We start from the raw sequence: 21,444 nt of genomic DNA on the forward strand, positions 1-21,444 counted from the left end.
GTGGCGTCATGCCTTTCACGATGCCGGCCGGGAGCTCCCGATGATTGATAATGTGGCTGTGTTGACGCCCCAGACCTCTGACCGGGTCGGCAGGTCCTGGCGTAGCCTTGTCACCGCGACGCTGCAGGTCGTGCCGTTTCTGGCGCTGTTCTTTGTCAGCTGTGCCGCAGCCTATGGCAGTTTCTTTGCCAAATGGGGGTTTTGCAGCACCGGCGTTGACCCGGATGCACCGTGTTTATTGCAGGAAATGCTGGATGGCACGGCCAAAAGGCCATGGATTTACCGCCGTCTGGTGCCGGAGTTGGCCCAGTGGCTGCAGGTGCATACGCCAGCCGGTTTGCAAGCCAGGCTGGAGAGCATGTTGCAGGCCGACAATATGGCGCAGCATTATTCTGCGGTGATCGCCGCGGTGAATCAGCCAGCTGCCTTGCAGATCACGTTTTACTATGTCTATCTGCTGGGTTTTGTCGCCTTTGTTGGCGCGGCAGTCGTGATGTGGCGCATCGGCATGCAGTTGACTGCAGACCGTTTTGCGTCTGCCCTTGCCGCCACCGTGTTTGTGCTGGTCTTCCCCATGTTCCTCACGGTGGGCGGCAATTTCTACGACTTTTCCGAACTCTTTTTCTACGCCATGGCGTTCTGGCTGGCGCTGTGTTTTTCTCCTGGCTGGCTGGTGTTGCTGGCACCACTGGCGACGTATAACAAAGAAGCGTTTTTCTTTTTCTCGGTCACTTTGTTTCCATTGCTGGCCAATCGCTTTGGCTGGCGCAAAGGTGGCCTCTGGACGTTACTGGTCTTGCTGGTCAGCGGCATCACATATTCGGTGGTCAAAACGCACTACGCGGGAAACCCGGGCGGGGTGGTGCAGTTTCATTTGTGGGACCAACTGCATTATTTTCGTTACCCTGGGCACCTGAAAGGGTTCGAGTTCCAGTATGGCCTGGTGACGCCCAAGAGCTTCAACCTGATCAATATTTTGCTGGTGGTCATGCTGGTGCGCACGGGTTGGCTGCCTTTGCCCAGGCAGGTCAAGCAGTATCTCTGGTTGGCGCTGGCGGTGAATGTGCCGCTGTTTTTGCTGTTCTGCTATCCGGGCGAAATACGCAATCTGAGCATGTTGTACATGGGTCTTGTGAGCATGCTGGCTTGCGGGTTGTCGTACACCATGACCCGTTTTTATCAGGGCCGGGTGACCGATGACGCTGGCACGCCGCGCTGAGCAGCCTCTGGTAGACTGGCAGGCCCGTAGACGTCCAGGCTGGTCTTTACATGAAAGTTGCTGCCAGGGGCAAAACGCCCGTTTCCTCTCACGCTGCGCAAGGTCGTCCCGGCTCGTTGCGCATCACCTTGCTGGTGGCCCTGCTGTCCGCGTTGACCTTGTCACTGGCGGGCATCATTCTGGCTTCGCGCGCTTATGATCGGCGAGATGGCACGGTGTCCGCTCCGGGCAAGGTCGTGAACATGATTGGGCCTCAGGGCAGTAGCGATGCCAAACCCCTGGTGCGTTTCAGCACGCCGGATGGCCAGATTGTCGATTTTGTCCCCCTGCAGACGGGTAAATGGCCGGCCCTTCGTCAGGGTGATCAGGTGACCGTCATGTACCCGCCGGATCACCCCGGTGCGGCCCAGGTCAACCAGTTTACCGAGCAATGGCTGCCTGCCATCGTATGTGGTGCAGGGGCAGTGCTGGCCTGGCTGGTGGCACTTGTACTACGCCGCAAAGCCGGCTGAACCTGCCAATCGTGCCTTTGTATTGCGCGGCCTGCTGCCTTGTTTAGCATGAAAGGACAGGCCGTCATCTCTCCTCTGGAACCCGCCATGTTTGATACCTTGCGCAGCTTTGAGCCGGAGCTTGTTGAAATCCGCCGCAGCATTCACCGTCATCCGGAACTGGGTTTTGAGGAAAGCCGCACCAGCGATCTCGTGGCTGAAAAATTGGCGAGCTGGGGCTATGAGGTTCATCGGGGTATCGCCAGAACCGGTGTGGTGGGCGTGCTCAAGGCCGGTCATGGCAACAAGTCTCTGGGTTTGCGGGCAGACATGGATGCTTTGCCAATCCATGAGGCCACTGCCAAGCCATGGGCCAGCCAGATTCCCAATCGCATGCATGCCTGCGGCCATGACGGGCATACCACCATGTTGCTGGGTGCAGCGCGTTACCTTGCGCAAACCCGCAACTTTGATGGCACGCTCAACCTGATTTTCCAGCCCGCGGAAGAAGCCTTGGGTGGCGCGCAGGCCATGGTTGATGCCGGATTGTTCCGGCGCTTTCCGTGTGATGCTCTCTTTGGCATGCATAACATGCCAGGCTTGCCGGTCGGGCAGTTCTATTTCCGCACGGGTGCTTTCATGGCCTCTGCCGATAGTCTGGATATCACCATTCATGGCAAGGGTGGGCACGGTGCTTTGCCGCATACCACGGTTGATCCGATCGTGGTGGCAGCCAGTATCACCCTGGCTTTGCAAACCATCGTTTCGCGCAATGTCGATACTCAGCATGCCGCCGTGATTACCGTGGGGTCGATCCAGGCGGGCGACGTCGCCAATGTGGTGCCTGCTACCGCACTGATGAAGCTCAGCGTGCGTGCGCTGGACCGACAGATCCGCAAGTTGTTGCTGTCGCGCATTGAAGACGTGGTGCGCTTGCAGGCGCAAAGCTTTGGGGCCACCGCCACCATTGAAACCCGCCACGGCACGCCGGTACTCGTGAACGATGAAACCCAGACCCGTTTTGCGCACGGTGTAGCCGCAAAGTTGTTTGGTGAGGCCAAAGCCCATTACGGTGCCCGACCATTAATGGGAAGCGAAGATTTTGCCTATATGCTCGATGCCAATCCAAACGGTTGTTACTTTTTTATTGGTAATGGCGACGGGGAAGGGTCTTGCATGATTCACAACCCGGGTTATGACTTTAATGATGGGTGTTTGACGCCGGGCGCGGCCATGTGGGTGGGTCTGGCCGAAGACTATTTGAAGGCTTGATGCCATCTCTGTTGCGGCGTGTTCCTGACCTTGCCGGAGTGCGACTGGCCACTTGCTAGCACATCAAAACCGGACACCACTCACACAGTGTGCCCCTCAGTATGTACGGTTGCCGCATGCCGTATGACCAGAATGGAGAGGGCAAGCACCACGCCCTCTACCCCGTGACGCCGCTCACACCAGTTTGTACCACGCGGTATCAATCGAGCACCGCGACACCCGCCCGTACACGCCACCCCCGTCCCGCCACTTTACGCATACAACTGCACGCAATTGCCGGCTAGTTGCCGTGTTAACCTGGTATCCGTGTTCAGTCATGCAGGAATGCGCATGAAAGTAGTCAGTCTGCTCGTCACCGGCCTCGTGCTGGTTGGCGCGAGTTATGTTGCGGGGGCCGTGGAAGGTGTGCCGCCGCCGTCGATGTCGGATAACGACTGGAGCGCGTCTGCGCCGCAAGGTCGTTGCGGGCCGCCCGCTGAGATGAAGAACGATGGCGATAGCAAGGACCAGTCTGCCCATCATGGGCATCGCGGGCCACCGCCAGATGGCCCGCCACCTGACGGTGGTCCGAATGGTTCTGGTGGCGATGGCAAACACCGGCCGCCGCCCAAGGATGCGTCCGGCATGCCGCCGGCGCCGCAAGGATGCGGTATGCAGTGAGAGTTGCATACCTCATGTCAGGAGTAGTCTTTCCTGGGGATTGGTGTCACAGCCCGACACCCTTGGGGCCGTCAGCCGTAAAGCTGACGGCCTTTTTTATGTGCGTCAGGCTGCCATGGCTTCGCGGATTTCGCGCATGCCAATCAGTTTGAAACCACGCGCTTCAATCGCCCGGCCAAATTCATCGCTACCCATCAAAACACGGTCCGCCACGCGTGTTTCGACATCGGGTGCCAGCGTGCGTAGTTCCGGCGTGTCGTCAGCCGGATGACCGACCAGAACGTGGACACCAGGGCCGCGCGTATCAAGCCAGTCACAGGCAAAGGCCAGCCGTTCTTTCTGTTCCAGCTGACGGTTAAAGGGCAAGCCGACCATGCTGGCCAGTAACACGGCTTTGCCGCTCGCCGCGGCTTGCTGGAACTGGTTGGCGACAATCTCGCCTTCTTCGAGCGGGATCACGCACATCTGCGCAACGGTCGAGCCATCTACATCCGGGATCAGCGTTGGCACGCCAGTCTGCGCGGCCAGATCCAGATAGACAGGCATCAGCGCCGGGTGGTACAGCGTAAGCATATGGCTATCCACGTGGGTGATATCCACCCCGAACTGGCTGGCACGGGCAATCTGCGCAGCGAGTTCTTTGTGTACTGCCGTGGGGTCTCCCTGCAAGTGCGTGGGGCGGGCGAGATTGTGGAAATACCCTTGTTCATCCACCAGGCCACTGGCTGGATCATGCGTTGTCAGCGGCCCCCAGCGATAACGCTGACGTTCTGAATTCAGTGTCAGATGCACCCCCAGATCTGCTTTGCCGCCCAGTTTGCGGGCGACCTCGGCGGCATATGGAAACCAGCTGCACGGCACCATGGTCGAGGCCGAACTCAGCAGGCCCGTGTTCACCAGTGACTCCCATGCTGAGATCGTGGCCTGGCACATGCCCACATCATCGGCATGGGTGATCAGAAGGCGATCGCTGGCGCTGAAACCCAGTCTTTCCTGCAAGGTGCTCATGGGGACTCCACGTGGTTGAACATGATGAAAGCCAGTATAGGGCGGGGTGCTGACGGGGCGATCAAAGCCCGCAATATCGGCAAACCGGCTTTGATAGCGTGAATGGTTACGTTTCACTGTGTTGTCAATGTCATATCATTGAGTCATTGATTAACGGCAAAATCTATGTGGTACCTATCATGAAAACACTGCGCAATATCATCGCTATTGTTTTGATTGCTTCCTCATTAGGTGGTTGTGTGACCACTGCTGTGCTGACTGGGGGTGGCGACAACCGTGGTGAACAGATCAGCCAGCAAATTGGCATCTAAAACGGCTAAAACTCCGCATTGACATGGCATATGTGGCTGTCTAGATTGCCATCAGCCAATTAATGCCGGGCAGGAGAGACCACCCACGTGGCGCCGAAGGGGTATCGCCCTGAAAACTCTCAGGCAAAAGAACTGCGCGGCAATCTGGCACTCTGGAGAGCGAGTCTGCTGACTCCGCCGAAGAAGCAAGGCCGCGCGCGGCCGTAATCTCTCAGGCACCAAGGACAGAGGGGGCAACACACGGCTAGCGTCGGGTGGCCTCTTTTTTTTGCACACAGTGCCATCTTCACGCCAGCCCTCCATACTCGTCCGGTGTCACCCACCGGCCATGCAGGGCAAGACTCATGGCAATCAGCGTTTTTGATCTCTTCAAGGTGGGTATTGGCCCATCCAGCTCCCACACCGTTGGCCCCATGCGCGCTGCGCGACAGTTTGTGCAACGACTGGCGCGCGATGGCATCTTGCCGGAGGTGACCGAGATCCGGGCAGAGTTGTATGGATCGCTGGGCGCCACTGGCAAAGGCCACGGTTCTGACGTCGCCGTCATGTTGGGCTTGTGTGGAGAGGAGCCCGACACGGTGGATGTAGATCAGGTACCGGCGCGGATTGCCACTATCCGGCATGCCCGGCAACTCAGTCTGCTGGGTGAGCAAATTGTAGACTTCAGCGAGTCAGAACACCTCATACTCCACAAGCGCAAAGCCTTGCCGTATCACCCCAATGGCATGATCTTTGAAGCCTTCGATGCGTTGGGCCACAGCCTTTCCCGCCGTGCTTATTATTCGGTCGGCGGCGGGTTTATTGTCGATGAGGCCGCCATTGAAGCCGGTTTTACCCCGCCGGATGTCACCCAGCTACGGCACCCGTTTGCGACCGCCGCGCAACTGTTGGCTTTGTGCAAACAAGAAAGCAAAACCATCAGCCAGATCATGCTGGAGAACGAACTGGCCTGGCGTGACGAAACCGCCATTCGCCAAGGCTTGCTGGAGATCTGGCACGTGATGCAAGCCTGTGTAAAACGCGGTTGCGAGCGGGAGGGTGTGCTGCCGGGCGGTATGAAAGTCAAACGCCGCGCGGCGCAGCTTTACCGCAAGCTGACCAGTACGCCAGAGGCGGGCCTGGCTGATCCGTTGACGGTGATGGACTGGGTTAACCTCTACGCGTTGGCGGTGAATGAAGAAAACGCCGCCGGTGGCCGGGTGGTGACGGCGCCGACCAATGGCGCGGCCGGCATTGTCCCCGCTGTATTGCATTACTACGCACGTTTCGTACCGGGCGCGACCGAAGAGGGTATTGTCCGCTTCATGCTCACGGCCGGGGCGATTGGCATTCTGTTCAAGCTCAACGCGTCTATTTCTGGTGCGGAAGTGGGCTGCCAGGGGGAGGTGGGTTCGGCGTGTTCCATGGCAGCCGGTGCCTTGGCCGAAGTGTTGGGTGGCACACCCCAACAGGTGGAAAACGCTGCCGAGATTGGCATGGAGCATAACCTTGGGCTGACCTGTGACCCGGTGGGTGGTCTGGTGCAGGTACCCTGTATAGAGCGCAATGCCATGGCAGCGGTAAAGGCCATCAACGCTGCACGCATGGCTCTGCGTGGCGACGGCAGTCACTTTATCTCGCTGGATCGGGTGATCCGTACCATGCGGGAGACCGGGCGGGATATGCACACCAAGTACAAGGAAACTGCCCGGGGTGGGTTGGCGATCGAGATTGTTGAGGTGCCGGTGAATATTGTGGAGTGTTGAGCGCATCCGGGGCGGCCTTTTCCGGCATGCCGTACGCCCAAACCATCACAACAGCGTCCGATACCCCTCAACAATCACCGTCACCGCAAAATACGCAAACAACACTGCGGAAAATGCATTGCAGTACAAGGCCAGCTTGTGCCCGATCAAATGCCGGCCTTTACCTGCCAACACGGCCAGAAACGCTGACCATGCCAGGCCACCGGCAAAAAAACCACCGAGAAACAGCGCGTTCATGAGCGCAGAGCCATCCGTGGCCTGGGCGATAATTGCGCCACCGACGGCTGCGTACCAGAGCAAGGCTGTGGGGGAGGCCAATGCCATACCCAGACCGCGTAAAAACTCCACTTTCGGCGACCAGGCCTGCGCTTCGGCTGCGGCGTCGTAATCAGGTGCCTCTTGCTGCCGACGGGATTCGACCCAAGCAGCTTTGGCCATTTTCCAGGTGAGCCATAACAGCAACGCACCGCCGCCCAGCCACAGTACCCAGCGTATGGCAGTGAACTGAAACAGCACGGCCAGGCCAAAGAGGGAGAGCGCGGCATAGGTGATATCGCCAAAACAAGAACCCAGACCCAGCATGAAGGCAGGACGCACGCCGGCGCGGATACCGGTATTGATCAGCGCCGTGTTGACGATGCCAATATCCAGGCACAGCGAGAGAGACAGCAGAAAACCTTTAAGCAGCACGGCCAGCATGGTGGGATACAAACTTTGGTAGGGCGGGGAAGGCGGTCACTATACGCTGCGGCTTCGCACCGCCCAAGTCACGCTGCCGGGCAATGTTTATCCGCAACAGGCGCTTGCCACAAACAAAGGACATGGTCACCAAATATCGCAGCCCCGGTCAGCAGATTAATGAATACCTTTTTCGCGGGCGGGCTTCTACACTGCTCGCCAATGTCATGAGCACACCTTGGAGAGCACCGTGCAACAACGTCAGTTTGGTAATACCGGCAGAAGCGTATCTGAAATCGGCTTTGGCGCCTGGGCTATTGGTGGCAGTTGGGGCGATGTGTCTGACAAAGACGCTGAAGCTGCGCTGCATGCTGCGCTGGATGCGGGTGTCAATTTTCTGGATACGGCCGATGTGTATGGCGATGGCCGTTCAGAGCGCCTGATTGCGCGTGTGCTCAAACAGCGTGGCCGCGATGGCATCATGGTGGCCACCAAGGCCGGGCGCAAGATCAACCCGCATATCTCCGCCGGTTATACACCGCAAGCGCTGGAACATTACATTGATGATTCGCTGCGCAATCTCGAAGTCGATGCGCTTGACCTGGTGCAATTGCATTGTCCACCGACTGAAGTCTTCTATCGCCCGGAAATCTTCGAGGCACTGGATAAGCTCGTCACCAAAGGCAAACTGAAAGCCTACGGCGTGTCGGTAGAGAAAGTAGAGGAGGCCATCAAAGCGCTGGAGTTTCCGATCAGCAGCGTGCAGATCATTTTCAATATGTTCCGCCAGCGCCCGGCCGAGCATTTCTTTGCCCGCGCCAAAGCACAGCATGTGGCGATCATCGCCCGGGTGCCGCTGGCCAGCGGTTTGCTGACTGGCAAGCTCAATGCCAGCAGTCAGTTTGCAGCAGAAGATCACCGCAATTTCAACCGCCATGGTGAGGCATTCGACGTTGGCGAGACGTTCTCTGGCGTGCCATACGAAACCGGCCTGAAAGCTGTGGAAGCGTTGCGTGGTGTGATTGGTGATGTACCCATGGCGCAAATGGCGCTGCGCTGGATCCTGATGTTCGACGCGATCACGGTCGCTATTCCTGGTGCGAAAAATCCGGCCCAGGCTGCCAATAACGCGGCCGCAGCCAACCTGCCCGCACTGACTGAGGCACAGATGAAAGCGGTGGCCGATATCTACGCGCAGTACATCAAGCCGCACGTGCACCAGCGCTGGTAAGCGTGGCATGACCAAACAAAAGGGCGGGGCCACATGGCTACCCGCCCTTTTGTTTTGGCGTGATGGTTTAATGCGCGACGGCCAATGGCTTGGCCTGCAAGCTGCGCAAACGTAGCGCTACGCCCAGTGCAATCAATACGATGAACACCAATGCGCCGCATACACCGGTCCACTGATTCGCAGCCCAGAACAAACCCGTCAGTGAACCCACGAGGCTGGACCCCAGATAATATGCGCTCAGGTACAGCGAAGCTCCCAAGGCCTTGGCCGGCCCGGCGCGGCGGCCAACCCAGCTGCTCGCCACGGTGTGGCCGCCAAAGAAGGCAAAGGTGAACATGGCAATGCCGACAATCACCAGGGGAAGCCAGTCGGACAAGGTCAGCAACAGGCCGGCCAGCATCAACACTTTCATGCCCCACAACACATGGCGACGGCCGATTTTGTCAGCCATCTTGCCCGACCAGGCCGAAGCAAATGTGCCGACCAGATACAGCGCGAAGATCATGCCGATGGTTGAGTCAGACAAGTTGAACGGTGCGCGTTCCAGCCGGAAACCCATGTAGTTGTACAGGCTCACAAAACAGCCCATCAGTGCGAAACCGGTAAAGAACAACCAGGGCAGGCCAGCATCAGCAAACAAGACACGCACGGCTTGCCACAAGGCTTTGCGGCCTTGGGCGCTGAGGGGCAACGCACGCGATGTAAAGTGCCGGGATGCGGGCAAGAAGCGCCAGAACACAAAGGCGGCGATCAAACCCAAACCACCGACAAAACCCGCTGCTGCACGCCAGGTGAAAAAGTCTGCCACCCATGCGCTGGTCAAACGCCCGCTCATGCCACCCAATGCAGTCCCGGCGATATACAAACCCATGGATGAACCCAGCGACAGTGGGTCGATTTCTTCCGCCAGATAAGCCATGGCGACAGCGGGCAAGCCAGCCAGCACCACGCCACACAAAATGCGGAACACAAGCAAGCTAGCAAAACCGGGCGCAAAGGCGCTCAATAGCGTCAGAACCGCGGCGGCAAACATGGCTGTACACATCACCGGTTTGCGGCCAAAGCGGTCAGAAATAAAACTGGCCGGGATCAGCGCCACCGCAAGGCCGCCCGTAGAGATGGAGAGCGCTACGCTGCTGGCTGCCGGGCTCAAACCAAATACGCGGGAAAACATGGGCAGTAGCGGCTGCACCCAGTACAACAACCAGAAGGTGGAAAAACCGCCCAGGAACAAGGCGATATTGGTGCGGCGATAAGCCGGGGTGCCGGCTTTGATAAGAGCTTGTTGCGCGGGGTCTTGCATGATGTTGCCTGACAATGCTGCATGTGACAGCAAAAGCTTATGCTCGCACTGACTGCCAGTCCAATATATATTTATGCATGTTCTGATATGTTTGAGATATGAATGGAACTGCGACATCTGCGTTATTTTGTGACCGTGGCAGAGGAACTGCACTTCACGCGTGCCGCCGAAAAACTGCATATTGGCCAGCCCCCGTTGAGCCAGCAAATCCAGGCGCTGGAGGCTGAACTGGGCGTAGAACTCTTTGCTCGCAGCCGCCGCAAAGTGGCTCTCACCCCGGCAGGAGAACGCTTTCTGGTTCGTGCTCGCAGCATCTTGCAACAAACCGCTGATGCCGCCGAAGACGCACGTCGCGCCGCCAAAGGCGAGGTCGGCGAATTGATCATCGGTTTCACGCCTTCACTGCCTTTTACCAGTTTTCTGCCGCGATTGATTTACCGCTTCCGCCAGCGTTATCCGCATGTTCATTTAACTCTGCGGGAAATGATGACCGTGCAACAAATGGCCGCAGTCGCAGATGGTACGGTCGACATCGGTATGGTGCGCACATCAGATGTACAGGTACCGGAAAACGTAGTCCTGCGGCATTTGGCTGAAGACCCGCTGGTGCTGGCGCTGCGAGATGATCATCCGCTGGCCGGACAGGACACGGTGCGGCTGCAGCAACTGGCGAATGAACCGTTTGTGATGTACTCAGAGTCTGCCGGGACCAGTATTTATCGCCATATTCAGCGCCTTTGCCACGATGCAGGTTTTGCGCCGAACGTGGTTCAGGAGGCACGTGAAGGCACCACGCTGATTGGGCTGGTTGCGGCAGGGTTGGGGGTCAGCATTCTGCCGGCTCCGCTATCTTGCGTGCGGGTGGAGGGGGTGCGTTATCTCCCGTTGGCCGATGCGGGTGCAATGGCCAGTGCGTCACTGGCCACCCGCGTACCAAACACATCACCGTTGGTGGCTAATTTTGTGGCTTTGCTGGAACAGGCCGACTGAGCCGGTTTACTGACCCGTGCCCGTGCCGGGGTCGCCGCCGACATTGCCGATGGCCACGCTGATGGTAGCCGATCCGGTAGCAGCGCCCGCGGCTGCTTTTACAGCGTCCTTGATAGATGATTCTGCGCTCTGAATATCCTTGTTTTTGCCGTGCAGGTGCATCTTCACCAGCGCAACCAGTTGTTGCAGGCTGCGTGCAACGGCCTCGACCAGCGCTTTGTCGCTGGCGCTCATGCCGCCGCCGCTGCTGCCCGAACCAGGAATCTTGAAATTAGCGCTGCTGCCTGGTTTGCCGGCAGTGCTGGCCGCTTGTGTCGCGGTCTGCGCCAGTTGGGCTGCGTCCTGGGCGACGGCTTTGTCATCCTGGCTTGATGGGCTCGAAGCCGTGGTTGTGCTCTGAGTGGGCGTAGTGGTGTCACCGCTATCGGAATCACCAGTGCTTGTCGCCGTGGCGCTTGTTTGTTGATCTGATGCGCTGGCTTCTGTCGCAGCTTGTGCCTGAGCCTGAGCGGCGGCGGTGGCATCTGCACCCCCTGATGCATCATCACTCGCACTTTGATCACTACTCGTGCCATCTGATGCACCATCGGCGTTATTCGCTTGACTCACAGCAGCGGCGTTTGCGCTGGATGCCGCGTCACTGGAGCCCGTCGGTGCGGCTGTTGATGTGCCAGACGCATTATTGACCTGAATACTCATGTTGCTGCCGGCTGACGTGCCACCACCGTCACTTCCCGCCAGATCTGCTGCTGCGGATTTCAACTGTGCCGCCAGCATTTTCAGCACTGCCGCCATCGCCTTGGCAGCACGTGGGTTAAGCGCAATGGCCGCTTTCTTCATGGCTTCAATCTGACTCTTGAGCCGGTTCAATCGTGCGCGTGCTGCATTTTTGCGTTGTGAACTGGCGCTGGGCACATTACCCAGCTTTTGCAGGATGGACGCCATGGGAGAGGTCGAGGGCGCTGCCACGCTGGTCGGGCGGTAGGTCAGTGATTGGCGCAGCGCGCTCAAGTCAATGGTGACAAGGCTGGAGGACGATTTTGTATCGTCCTGTTTCTCATCCTGGGCAGCCTGTTGTGCATCGACAATTTGCCGTGCCTTAAGCAGGTCTGACTGGCTAACGCCGTTGCCAGCCGGCCCGCTCAGCGCCATGCGGGTGGTCGCCGCGAGGTTGGAGAGGAGGGTCATGATCGTGTGCGATTTGATTTTTGTATGATCTATGTATCGGCATGTATCGAACAAACTTAAGCATTTTGAAAGGGTGAGGATCAGTCTGGCGCAGCCATAAAAAACGCCCCGTTTCCGGGGCGTTTCTGGTTCTGCGAGTTCAGAAGGCGATCAGGGCAGTGTTTTCAGGTGTGCCGCAACGCTGTTGCTGAAGTTGTTGTTGTTGCTGGCGTCCCAGTTGGTCGACCAGTCCATCACGGCGCGCAGCCCCGGGTACTTGGCAACCGGGATGTAGCTACCGCAATGCGTGCCTTGTGTCAGGCAGTCCACCGCATTGTTGACCACGGACGGATCAACATAACCGCTGCTGGCACCAGAGGCAGAGGCTGGCAAGCCCAGACCCACCTGGCCCGGTTGCAGATAGGCCAGTACGGCATCGGCCTGGGCGGTAATGAAGTCCACCGTACCCTGGTTGTAGTTCTTGCCATCCCGGCCTGGCATGGAACCGGAGTTGTAGTACTGGGTGTTGACCATGGTGATGATGCTGCCCAGATCTCGCGCCACTTGCAGGTAAGCGCCAGCGCCCGGAATACCCGGCAGCATGTCGATGGTCTGCGGGGCCATGGTGATGATCAGGTTGTTACCGACCTTGGTATGCAGTTGCGTCAGCGCGCTTTCCAGGTTGGCGACATTGATGCCGTTTTCCAGATCGATGTCGATACCGTCAAAGCCATACTGCTGGATCAGCGAATACGCACTGTTCACAAAGTTGGTTACTGCCGTGCTGTTACCCAGCGTGATGCTGCCGTTCTGACCACCAATCGACAACACCACAAAGCGGCCCTGGCTGTGCAGGGTCTTGATGTCGTTGGCGAACTGGGCGTTGGTGTAACCACCGCTGACCGCTTTGGACAAACCAGCGTCGATATTGAAGGTGATACCGCCGTCGTTGGCTGTGTCAGAGTCTGCAAACGCCACTTCCACTACGTTGTAGGTGGTCGGTACTTGCGCCAGGGTCTGCACGGCGGCCCCGTTATCAAAGTTCTGCCAGTAACCGACCAGCACATGGTTCGGCAGGCTGCCGGACGGTGTGGGTGCCGGCGTCGGAGCAGGTGTCGGTGCCGGAGTAGGGGCAGGCGTCGGCGCCGGTGTGGGTGCAGGGGTAGGCGCAGGTGTCGGCGTCGGCGCTGGGGTTGGTGTCGGGGTGGGCGCCGGTGTGCCGCCCGTGCAGTTGCCGGTGGCGGTCCACGGTTGGCCAGAGCCGGCTGCGCCGCTGCTGGTGCTCGGGTTGTTGCCTTGCGTCCAGAAATTGGCGGTGTAGTTCACGTTGTTGTAGCTGACCGTCGCGCCACCGTTGTACGCGGTGCTGGAACTCCAGACCGCATTACAGTTGCCCGAAGGGGTCGGCGCTGGCGTCGGGGCCGGGGTAGGTGCCGGTGTGGGCGCAGGCGTCGGCGCGGGGGTCGGTGCTGGTGTAGGTGCAGGGGTCGGCGCCGGTGTGGGCGTGGGTGTAGCCCCGCTGGTATCTGCGCCCAGGTCTTTCCACAGGCTTGGTGTGGCGGCCGGGTTCCAGTTGGCGCCCACGTAATCGGTCTGAGTCACGAGGGCCTGATAGTCGTGGCCGTTGTAATAAACAATGGTGCCGGCACTGTAGGTGCCACCGTCTTGCCAGGCAGGGTAAGCAGCAAAGGCAGAAACAGCTGCAATAGCGGCGGGGATTGCGGCGAGCGCAAGCATCCCGCGCTTGTGTGTGAACAAGCGTGATTTCATTTCGATCATCCTCATCTTTAGTGTTGGTCTTGCTTTTCTGAACCGCTTCTTGTGTACGGCTGATTTTGTGTTTTTATACGGCCACCTCAAGGTGGTCCGCTGCAGGCGATCATAGATCAACCCCCGGACCGCAGCTATCCGGTCCATAAAGCTGTAACAATCAGGTAAAGCCAGTATTAGCGCGGGTCTGCGGCAGACCCGCCAAACGTCCACGGCGACAACCGGTGGCTTTTGGCGGATCAGCGTGAGGCGGGTGTGGCGCGGCTCAGACGGCCTGGACGCCACGCTCGGTGGCGAGGTGTTCGTAATGGCGATCCAGCCGCGGATGCATCACGCGGTACCACAGTGGCGGGCACAGGGCGAGCAGGATCATGGTGGGATAACTGGCTGGCAACATGGGAGATTCCGCCTGGTCGCCCAGTGCTGAAAACGGCAGCAGCGGACGCACATGGTGGTCGGCATGGCGTTGCAGTTCAAACAGCAGCCAGTTGCTGACTGTGTGATTGGCGCTCCAGCTATGCGCTGCGGTCATGCGCTCAAACCGGCCATCCGCATGGCGGTGCCGCATCAGACCATAGTGCTCGATATAGTCAACCGCTTCGAGCAAAGAGAATCCGATCACCGCCTGTGCGGCGTAGAGCCCCAGTCCGGCCCAGCGGCCCAGCAGCCACGCAAATACCGCCAGCAACAGGGTGGCGGCCAGGTTCTGCCAGACTTCATTGCGCCAGTGCCAGCCCGGCAGTTGCCGTTTCATCAAACGGGCTGCTTCCTGGGCCCAGGCGCCACGCAGTGTGCCGCTGACGGCTTGCCACCAGAAGGCGTAGTAGGGTTGGTTGCGGCGTGCTGTGGCGGGATCATACGGCGTGGCCACCCACACATGATGACCACGATTGTGTTCTACCCGGTAATGGCCGTACGCCGCAGTCCAGAGCATCAGCCGTGACAACAAGCGCAGCACGGTTGAACGACGATGTCCCAACTCGTGGGCGACCACAATGCCTACACCCGCAGTCACGCCCAGCGACAAGGTATTGCCGACCCATTCCAGCATCGTCCAGCGGGATGCCCCGCTCACACCGGTGGCGAGGGCCAGCAGTGCCAGCGGCACATAGGCGTACATGATCCAGTCGGCCAGGGCGACACCATCCCGGTTGGGCAGACGTGGTGAACGGCCGGCGAACAAATCAGCCACCGGCACCAGCACAAAGGCAAATACCGGCAAGGCGAAGGTCGCCGCACCACCGGTTTCGATGCCCCACATGCTCAAAAGAGGGAAGAGCCACGCCAGCATATAGACGCAGGCGCGGGGTTGGACTTGCATGAATTCTCCCGCGATACAATTCATCGTTTGCCGAAACGATAACGGCTCTCGCGGTGGTTTACGGTGTAAGACAGCCAGACGGCAAAATCGGGCGATATCCGGCAAAGTTGCGGTTTTTTAAGGCAAATCCGCAAACGTTTGTCATATCAAAATATGCTTTTGGGATAAAAATCCAGTCGCTTAAACCGCGCCCAGCCAGCGGTTTTCCGGCAAGCCGCGAATGCCTTCCAGGCGCACTTCAAACACTGCGCCAGCCAGCGGCTGCCGGGCCAGTGCTTCCACACTCAAACCGTTGCGTGCGCTGGTCACATAGAGCGTATCCAGATCGGCACCACCAAAGGTCACGCAGGTCGGCTGGGCCACTGGCATATCGATGACGCGATCGACCGATCCATCCGGCGCATAACGCACCACGCAGTTACCTGCCCACTGGGCGTTCCACAGATAACCGTCGGCATCAACGGTTGAGCCATCGGGCTCGATGATGGTCTCGCCCAGATCGACAAACACGCGGTGATTGCCCACCGCGCCGGTGACGGCGTCGTAATCGCTTTGCATGATCTTGTGCTGCAGCGAATCGCACCAGTACATGATGCTGCCATCCGGGCTGAAGCAAATGCTGTTGGAAATAGCGACTTTGGGCAGATCCAGCCGGGTGAGCTTGCCTTCGGTATCGAAGCGATAAATGGATGCAACGGGCTCCGGGCTGCCCTCGTGCATGGTGCCAAAAATGAAGTTACCCGCCCGGTCACAACGGCCATCATTGGTACGGGTCTTGGGGAGATCAGTCTCTACACTGACGAGGCGCGTGAACTCGTCCCGCGCGTGGTTGAACAGAGCCAGGCCGGTTTCCAGTGCCACCAACAGTACGTCCTGGTTTTGCGTTAATGCAAAGCACCCCAGCCGTTGTGGCAGATGCCAGCACTTGTGTGCGCCGGTACCCGGCTTCATGCGCCACAGTTCTTTGGCGTGGATATTGGTCCACCACAAAAAACCGGTGTGCTCGTCACGGATGATGCCTTCGGCAAGGTTGTACTGACCATCTGAGAGGCAACGGACTACGGCGCTCATGTTGATTTCCTGGGCGATTGGGGTGGACTGAAAACGTTTTCGGTGGGTGGCTAATTTACCGGGTTCCGGCGAGGAGAGGGGATTGGGTGAATACCCGAGGGTCGGATTTTCTGGCGCAGTGTGGATGCCCCGTATCTACAAAACATCATCCGCTGTCAGGCGCTAGCCATGTTTCTGGTGTCTCATGGCACAGGCATGTCACCACCGTTTCCGGTGCCCAAAAAACAAAACCCCGCCAACGGCGGGGCTCCATCTCACGCAAACATCAGATCACCGTGCGCGGGTCTTGCCAGCAAAGGTCTTCTTCCCTTTGCCCTGACCCGGCCCGACAATCTTCTTGCGCGTCGCCGGCGCAGCCCCTGCCGCACCCGGCTTGCGCGCACCACCGGCAGCTGCGTTCGCAGCAGGACGAGGATTACGTGGCGGGGCAACCGGGCGCTCACCCGGTTGTTGTGGCGGGATCAGGTGCTTGGGGCTGTTGCCAATCAAGTCCGCCCGGCCCATTTCCAGCAAGGCTTCACGCAGGATCGGCCAGTTAGCCGGGTCGTGATAACGCAGGAACGCCTTGTGTACCTTGCGTTGATGCGCATCGCGAATGATTTCGACTTTCTCCGAACTACGCGCCAGTTTGCGCAACGGGTTACGACGGGTGTGCCACATGGTGGTGGCCATGGCCATCGGCGTCGGGGTGAAGGCTTGCACCTGATCGGGCTTGAAGTTGTTTTCCTTCAGCCAAAGCGCCAGGTTCAGCATGTCTTCATTGGTCGTGCCCGGGTGGGCGGCAATGAAGTAAGGGATCAAGTACTGTTTTTTGCCAGCTTGAGCGCTGAACTTGTCGAACAAGGCTTTGAAGCGCTCGAACGTGCCAATGCCCGGCTTCATCATCTTGGAGAGCGGGCCTTCTTCTGTATGCTCCGGCGCAATTTTCAGGTAACCACTCACATGGTGGGTGACCAGTTCCTTGATGTATTCCGGGTTTTCCACGGCCAGGTCATAACGCAGACCAGAGCCGATGGTGATCTTCTTGACGCCGGGAATCGCCCGCGCCTTGCGATACAGCTGAATCAGTGGCGCGTGATCGGTGTTCAGGTTTTCGCAAATGCCCGGATACACACAGGACAAGCGGCGACAGGATTGTTCGATCTTCGGGTCTTTACAGGCCAGGCGATACATATTGGCGGTCGGGCCGCCCAGATCGCTGATATGGCCGGTAAAGCCGTGCGTCTTGTCGCGGATTTCCACGATCTCGTTGAGGATCGATTCTTCCGATCGGCTCTGGATAATTCGGCCTTCGTGCTCGGTGATCGAGCAGAAGGTACAGCCGCCAAAACAGCCGCGCATGATGTTGATAGAGAACCGGATCATCTCCCACGCCGGGATGCGCGCATTACCGTAAGACGGGTGCGGATTGCGGGCGTAGAAGAGGTCGTAGACGTAGTCCATCTCCGGCGTGGTCAGCGGGATAGGCGGCGGGTTGATCCACACGTCACGCTCGCCGTGGGCCTGTACCAGCGCGCGGGCGTTGCCGGGGTTGGATTCCAGATGCAGCGTGCGGCTGGCATGCGCGTACAAAACCGGATCATGCGCCACGGCTTCAAACGCCGGGATGCGCACCACGGTTTTCTGGCGCTGTGCCTGCTTGGCGGCCAGGCGTTCTGCCTTGCTGACCAGCTTGATGGGTTGGGCTGTGTCCGGCGGGGTCGGGGCGCTTTGTTTTTCCGACTCCATGGCGTAGGGGTCCGGATGCGCATCAACCCGGCCCGGGGTATCGACGGTGGTCGAATCCATTTCCGACCAGTCTTCTGCGGGCATCCAGCCCTGGCGGGTCATGAAGGCCGTGCCACGCACATCGCGGATTTGCGCCAGACGCTCGCCGGCATGGGCACGCTGGGCGACTTCTACCAGCGCGCGTTCAGCATTGCCAAACAGCAGGATGTCGGCCTTGGCGTAGACCAGGGCGGACTGGCGGACCTTGTCGCTCCAGTAGTCGTACTGGGCAATACGGCGCAAGCTGGCTTCAATGCCGCCGGCCATGATGTCCACGCCCGGATACGCCTCGCGGCAGCGCTGACAGTACACGGTCAGCGCGCGGTCTGGCCGCTTGCCACCTTCACCGCCTGCCGTATAGGCGTCGTCGGAACGGGGTTTTTTGTCAGCCGTATAGCGGTTGATCATCGAATCCATATTGCCGGCCGTGACGCCAAAGAACAGACGCGGCTTGCCCAGCGCCTTGAATGGCTCTGCCGATTGCCAGTCTGGCTGGCTGATGATGCCCACACGGAAACCCTGTGCTTCCAGCAGACGGCCAATCAGTGCCATGCCAAAGCTGGGGTGGTCGATATAGGCGTCGCCTGTCACCAGGACGATGTCGCACTCATCCCAGCCCAGTTTGTTCATTTCTGCACGGCTCATCGGCAGGAATGGGGCGGGTTGGCGCGGCTTCATGCCGGCAGGCAGATCAAAAATCGGGGAGGGAGACTGGCTCATGCGGATCACGGCTTCGGGCAATCGGCTATTTTCGCAGAAATATGCCGGTTGAGTCCCGGAAAAATGAAATTTTTCATCAGGATAGTCGCCAGGCGGCGCTTGTCTCGCCGCCTGGGCATCGCACCCTCATGCTTGCGCGAGCACTTTGTCATGATCTTGCGCATGACAGGCAGCCGCTGTGAACAACACGTCTGTCGATGAGTTGAGCGCTGTCTCGAATGAATCCTGCAAGACGCTGATGATGAAGCCCACGCCCACGACCTGCATGGCCAGGTCGTTGCTAATCCCGAACAAGCCACATGCCAGCGGGATCAATAACAGCGAACCACCCGCCACGCCCGACGCGCCGCAAGCGCACAAAGCAGCAACCACAGAGAGCAACAACGCCGTGGGCCAGTCGACCGCAATGCCCAGCGTATTGACTGCGGCCAGCGTCAGCACCGTGATGGTGATCGCGGCGCCAGCCATATTGATGGTAGCGCCCAGCGGGATCGAAACCGAATAGGTGTCCTCATGCAGGTCAAGCTTGCGGCAGAGCGCCAGATTCACCGGAATATTGGCGGCCGAGCTTCGGGTGAAGAAAGCGGTCAGTGCGCTTTCCCGCAAGCAGGTAAATACCAGCGGGTAGGGATTGCGTCGTGTTTTGCAAAATACGATGAGCGGATTGACGACGAGTGCAACAAACAACATCGAGCCAATCAGTACTTCAAGCAATCTGCCGTAGTGGGCAAGGGCACCGAAGCCGTTGGTACCCAGCGTTGCGGCAACCAGACCGAAAATGCCGATGGGCGAACACTGGATGATCAAACGGACGATATGGGCGATCCCGCTGGAGAGGTCAGCGATGACTGTACGCGTCGTTGCACTGGCATGGCGCAAGGCAAGGCCCAGCCCGGCGGACCACGCCAGAATGCCAATGTAATTACCGTCCGCCAGGGCGCGCACCGGATTGTCCACCACGTTCAGTGCCAGCGTGCGCAACACAGCGCCAATGCCCTCCGGGGTGGCCGTGGTTGCCGTGGGGACGACCAGAGTCAGTGTGGCCGGAAAACTGAAGCTGGCGACCACCGCCACCAGCGCGGCAGCCAGCGTGCCCGTGACGTACAAGGCAAGTATCGGGCCGATATTGGTTCGCTGGCCTGCTTTATGGCTGGCAATGGCGCTGGTGACCAAGGCAAAGACCAGAATCGGTGCAACAGACTTCAGTGCAGTGACAAAGAGCGTACCGAGCACGCCGACCGAGGCGGCGGCGCTGGCCGAACAGGCTGCCAGCGTCATGCCCGCGATCAGGCCGATCAGGATGCGGACGACCAGATTGCCATGCAACACGAACTGCATCAGTTTGGATTTTTTTGTCATGAAATGAATACCCTGGCGGTGCTGTCGCACCTTGCGCCTGTTTGAAGACAAGCCGGCCATGGTATGCCGGGAGCAAAGCCCGGCGCTGCGCACAATTGCGCAACTGTTAAATCCTCACATCAATATCAGGCGTTTCCTGGCGGGTAGTTCTGATTGGCCAACGGAACCGGTGGTCATCGCAAATTCGTCTAGACGTCACAACGTTGTAACACTCTCCTCGCACAATCCGCCTCGTCTGATCGACAGACCTTTATTGACCAGGATGACCGCTGTTGCAAAACACGGTGATCACTCGCAACACAGAACCCGACAGAACCAAGACAAGGATTGCCCAAATGAAAACCCTGCCTCGCGTGCTCGCCGGCCTGATCGCCCTCTGGGGTGCCGCCGCTTATGCCGACACCACACTGACTGTCTACACCGCGCTTGAAGCCGACCAGGTCAAGGCTTATCAGGACAAATTCGAACAAGAAAACCCCGGTATCCACATCAAGTGGGTGCGTGATTCCACCGGTGTGATCACCGCCAAACTGCTGGCTGAAAAGAACAACCCGCAAGCGGATGTGGTGATGGGTGTTGCCGCTTCTTCGTTGCTGATCCTGGACAAGGAAGGCATGTTGTCGCCGTACTCCCCCAAGGGTGTGGACAAGCTGACCAAGTCCTATGTAGACAGCAAAAACCCGCCGGCATGGGCTGGTATGGATGTCTGGGGTGCGACCATCTGTTTCAACACGGTTGAGGCCGCCAAGCAAGGTCTGAAGAAGCCGGAATCCTGGAAGGACCTTCTGAAGCCCGAGTACAAAGGCAAGATCGTGATGCCGAACCCGGCATCGTCTGGCACGGGTTACTTTGATGTTTCTGCCTGGCTGAAGATCTTCGGCGAGAAGGGTGGCTGGGAATACATGGACGCGCTGCATCAGAACATTGCCCAGTACGAACACTCTGGCTCCAAGCCGTGCAAGCAAGCGGCCACGGGCGAATACCCGATCGGTATCTCGTTTGAATACCGCGCTGCCAGCCTGAAGAAGGGCGGTGCGCCGATTGATCTGGTGTTCCCGAAGGAAGGCCTGGGCTGGGACCTGGAAGCCACCGGCATCATGAAGGGCACCAAGAATCTGGATGCCGCCAAGAAGCTGGCCGACTGGTCTGCCTCGCACTCGGCCAACGAGTTGTATGAAAAGAACTTTGCCGTGGTCGCCATGCCTGGTGTGGCCAAGCCGATCGAGTTTATTCCTGCCAACTACGAGCAAATGCTGATCAAGCAGGATCTGACCTGGTCTGCATCCAACCGCGATCGCATTCTGGCCGAATGGACCAAGCGTTACGACAGCAAGTCTGAACCGAAGTAATTGAGTGTCAGG

General features: G+C 58.8%; 18 protein-coding genes and 1 riboswitch. Of the genes, 9 read left to right on the top strand and 9 right to left on the bottom strand.

The genetic code is table 11. The features are described 5' to 3' along the window. Positions 1-40: 40 nt before the first annotated feature. The 4 genes from IEX44_RS11340 to IEX44_RS11355 all read left to right on the top strand — a co-directional run bounded on the left by IEX44_RS11340 (position 41) and on the right by IEX44_RS11355 (position 3,642). Positions 41-1,219 carry a hypothetical protein gene (locus tag IEX44_RS11340; RefSeq protein ID WP_188693404.1) on the top strand — a complete coding sequence of 393 codons (1,179 nt, stop codon included), beginning with the start codon at positions 41-43 and terminating at the stop codon, positions 1,217-1,219. 50 nt (positions 1,220-1,269) lie between these two features. Continuing rightward, on the top strand, positions 1,270-1,731 hold the full coding sequence (locus tag IEX44_RS11345; protein ID WP_188693408.1) for a DUF3592 domain-containing protein: 462 nt from the start codon (positions 1,270-1,272) through the stop codon (positions 1,729-1,731). Between the two features lie 87 nt (positions 1,732-1,818). After that, positions 1,819-2,982: a M20 aminoacylase family protein gene (locus IEX44_RS11350; protein ID WP_188693411.1), complete on the top strand. Its 1,164-nt coding sequence runs from the start codon at positions 1,819-1,821 to the stop codon at positions 2,980-2,982. 330 nt (positions 2,983-3,312) lie between these two features. Then, a complete protein-coding gene (locus IEX44_RS11355) occupies positions 3,313-3,642 on the top strand; it encodes a hypothetical protein (protein ID WP_188693414.1) in 330 nt (109 codons plus the stop codon). 105 nt (positions 3,643-3,747) lie between these two features. Here the strand turns inward: IEX44_RS11355 and IEX44_RS11360 are convergent, their stop codons facing one another. After that, complete coding sequence (locus IEX44_RS11360) at positions 3,748-4,650, bottom strand: polysaccharide deacetylase family protein (protein ID WP_188693417.1); 903 nt, start codon at positions 4,648-4,650, stop codon at positions 3,748-3,750. A 179-nt stretch (positions 4,651-4,829) separates the two neighbouring features. On the opposite strand from IEX44_RS11360, the gene IEX44_RS21195 reads away from it, so the two are divergent. Next, positions 4,830-4,961 carry a hypothetical protein gene (locus IEX44_RS21195; RefSeq protein WP_268238901.1) on the top strand — a complete coding sequence of 44 codons (132 nt, stop codon included), beginning with the start codon at positions 4,830-4,832 and terminating at the stop codon, positions 4,959-4,961. A gap of 60 nt (positions 4,962-5,021) precedes the next feature. Beyond that, positions 5,022-5,106: riboswitch (glycine riboswitch) on the top strand. A gap of 199 nt (positions 5,107-5,305) precedes the next feature. Continuing rightward, complete coding sequence (locus tag IEX44_RS11365; protein ID WP_188693420.1) at positions 5,306-6,706, top strand: L-serine ammonia-lyase; 1,401 nt, start codon at positions 5,306-5,308, stop codon at positions 6,704-6,706. A 45-nt stretch (positions 6,707-6,751) separates the two neighbouring features. On the opposite strand, the gene IEX44_RS11370 is transcribed toward IEX44_RS11365, so the two are convergent. Continuing rightward, the gene (locus IEX44_RS11370) at positions 6,752-7,405 is read right to left on the bottom strand and encodes a LysE family translocator (RefSeq protein WP_188693422.1); all 654 of its coding nucleotides are present in this window, start codon (positions 7,403-7,405) and stop codon (positions 6,752-6,754) included. Positions 7,406-7,634: 229 nt separating this feature from the next. Between IEX44_RS11370 and IEX44_RS11375 the strand changes: the two genes are divergently transcribed. After that, entirely contained in the window at positions 7,635-8,615 is a 981-nt protein-coding gene (locus tag IEX44_RS11375) for an aldo/keto reductase (RefSeq protein WP_188693427.1), read from the top strand. 67 nt (positions 8,616-8,682) lie between these two features. Here IEX44_RS11375 and IEX44_RS11380 read toward each other — a convergent pair whose 3' ends face one another. After that, on the bottom strand, positions 8,683-9,918 hold the full coding sequence (locus IEX44_RS11380) for an MFS transporter (protein WP_188693430.1): 1,236 nt from the start codon (positions 9,916-9,918) through the stop codon (positions 8,683-8,685). 102 nt (positions 9,919-10,020) lie between these two features. On the opposite strand from IEX44_RS11380, the gene IEX44_RS11385 reads away from it, so the two are divergent. Then, positions 10,021-10,908: a LysR family transcriptional regulator gene (locus IEX44_RS11385; RefSeq protein ID WP_188693432.1), complete on the top strand. Its 888-nt coding sequence runs from the start codon at positions 10,021-10,023 to the stop codon at positions 10,906-10,908. A 6-nt stretch (positions 10,909-10,914) separates the two neighbouring features. Here the strand turns inward: IEX44_RS11385 and IEX44_RS11390 are convergent, their stop codons facing one another. The 6 genes from IEX44_RS11390 to sstT all read right to left on the bottom strand — a co-directional run bounded on the left by IEX44_RS11390 (position 10,915) and on the right by sstT (position 20,083). Then, positions 10,915-12,096, bottom strand: coding sequence for a hypothetical protein (locus tag IEX44_RS11390; protein WP_188693434.1), 1,182 nt, complete (start codon positions 12,094-12,096; stop codon positions 10,915-10,917). 150 nt (positions 12,097-12,246) lie between these two features. Then, positions 12,247-13,845: a carbohydrate-binding protein gene (locus IEX44_RS11395; protein WP_188693441.1), complete on the bottom strand. Its 1,599-nt coding sequence runs from the start codon at positions 13,843-13,845 to the stop codon at positions 12,247-12,249. 265 nt (positions 13,846-14,110) lie between these two features. Next, positions 14,111-15,166 carry an alkane 1-monooxygenase gene (locus IEX44_RS11400; protein ID WP_188693444.1) on the bottom strand — a complete coding sequence of 352 codons (1,056 nt, stop codon included), beginning with the start codon at positions 15,164-15,166 and terminating at the stop codon, positions 14,111-14,113. Positions 15,167-15,346: 180 nt separating this feature from the next. Next, positions 15,347-16,237: an SMP-30/gluconolactonase/LRE family protein gene (locus IEX44_RS11405; RefSeq protein WP_188693447.1), complete on the bottom strand. Its 891-nt coding sequence runs from the start codon at positions 16,235-16,237 to the stop codon at positions 15,347-15,349. Positions 16,238-16,507: 270 nt separating this feature from the next. Further along, entirely contained in the window at positions 16,508-18,724 is a 2,217-nt protein-coding gene (locus IEX44_RS11410) for a YgiQ family radical SAM protein (protein WP_188693450.1), read from the bottom strand. Between the two features lie 126 nt (positions 18,725-18,850). Further along, positions 18,851-20,083, bottom strand: a complete 1,233-nt coding sequence (sstT, locus tag IEX44_RS11415) for a serine/threonine transporter SstT (protein WP_188693453.1) — start codon at positions 20,081-20,083, stop codon at positions 18,851-18,853. Positions 20,084-20,418: 335 nt separating this feature from the next. On the opposite strand from sstT, the gene IEX44_RS11420 reads away from it, so the two are divergent. After that, positions 20,419-21,432 (top strand): putative 2-aminoethylphosphonate ABC transporter substrate-binding protein, encoded by a 1,014-nt coding sequence (locus tag IEX44_RS11420; protein WP_188693456.1) that lies wholly within the window; start codon positions 20,419-20,421, stop codon positions 21,430-21,432. Positions 21,433-21,444 lie beyond the last annotated feature (12 nt).

The organism is Silvimonas amylolytica (assembly GCF_014645555.1).
Taxonomy (GTDB): domain Bacteria; phylum Pseudomonadota; class Gammaproteobacteria; order Burkholderiales; family Chitinibacteraceae; genus Silvimonas; species Silvimonas amylolytica.